We start from the raw sequence: 1,256 nt of genomic DNA on the forward strand, positions 1-1,256 counted from the left end.
ACTGTCTGCCGCCAGACCTCGCAGGGTCAGAAGAGTGATGAGTGCTGACCCGCCCGTCGCTACCGGAACCAAGCCTGACACCCGATCGCCAGGCCCGGTAGAACCCATGAGGAGAGTGCGTTCGCTGGTCAGCCAGTGGCGGATGTTCGCCCAGCGACGGAAGTTCAGGGCGCCGCGGCGAGCTTGCGGGTGACGTACTGGTTCAGGCTGACGTGCTGTTCGGCGGCCTCGATCGCCAGGCGGCGGTGCAGGTCTTCGCCCAGGCGGAGTTGGAACTTGCCTGAGTAGTGCCGTGTGGACAGCGGCTCGGGGATGTCCTCGCCTGTTTCGCGCATGTCGGCAACGACTTCGTCCACCAGTTCCCGCAGACCCATCAGGGCGGCTTCCGGGGTACTCGCCAACCAGGACAGGGACGGGAACTCGACGCAGGTGGCGACGAACTCCTCGTCCTCTGCGGACCAGGTGACGCGGAAGCTGTAGCGCGCGGTGTCGATCATGGTGGTGGTGCTCATCGGTTCGCCTCCAACTTCTCGATGGCCTGCAGTACCTGCTTGACCTGGTAGAGCTTGGCCTTGCCATGGTCGTTCTGGATGTTGACGCGGGGGTCGCCGGGCCATGGTGTCTTGTAGACGGCATGGGACCCGCCGCTCGCGCGGGGTGGTCCGAAGTGGTGTTCGCAGACCTTGGCCAGCTCGGCGTAGCCGATGTTGCGGGGATTGGCTCGCATCTCGGCGAGGATCTTCGCAACACTGGGCATGGCCACATGATACCGCCCGTGGTACCAACCTTCAATGTCGGGTAACGAGCGCACTTTGCCACGAGACAGAGCCGTACTGCGCCGCCTACCGACTGCAGCAGCGCATCGTCGCGTCCGTGTGTCTCCACCGGCAGGGCAGCGGACGAACCGTCGTATTGAGCCCGTGCGGCGTCTGCCGCGAACGCCTGGCCATTCACGGTCCCGGCGTGCTGGTGGCAGTCGCCGACCCCGGGGACCCCGTCCACGTCCAATGGAAGAAGCTCAGCGCAGTCCTGCCTGACTACTGGCTAGTGGCCTTTCCCGAGGACATTGATCCGCGATGGCTGCCGGCATCCTGACCTCAGCGCGGCGAAGTAGCCGGACGCCCACCAATGCCACAACATTTGATCGCGGCTACTAGTTCCATTGACCTCAGGTCGGGCCTTGGCCGAGGCTCGGTTCAGGTGGTCTGGGGCGGTCGCTCCGTTTGCGGCTGTCCACCGTTGGGTGTGACTTTCAT

General features: G+C 64.6%; 2 protein-coding genes. Both read right to left on the reverse strand.

The genetic code is table 11. The features are described 5' to 3' along the window. Window positions 1–164: 164 nt before the first annotated feature. On the reverse strand, window positions 165–512 hold the full coding sequence (locus ACTQ49_RS14930) for a type II toxin-antitoxin system HicB family antitoxin (protein ID WP_441828625.1): 348 nt from the start codon (window positions 510–512) through the stop codon (window positions 165–167). Continuing rightward, on the reverse strand, window positions 509–727 hold the full coding sequence (locus tag ACTQ49_RS14935; protein WP_441828626.1) for a toxin HicA: 219 nt from the start codon (window positions 725–727) through the stop codon (window positions 509–511). The genes ACTQ49_RS14930 and ACTQ49_RS14935 overlap by 4 nt, the downstream gene beginning before the upstream one ends. Between the last annotated feature and the right edge of the window lie 529 nt (window positions 728–1,256).

Source organism: Luteococcus sp. Sow4_B9 (genome assembly GCF_052116585.1).
In the GTDB taxonomy this organism is placed as follows: Bacteria; Actinomycetota; Actinomycetes; order Propionibacteriales; family Propionibacteriaceae; genus Luteococcus.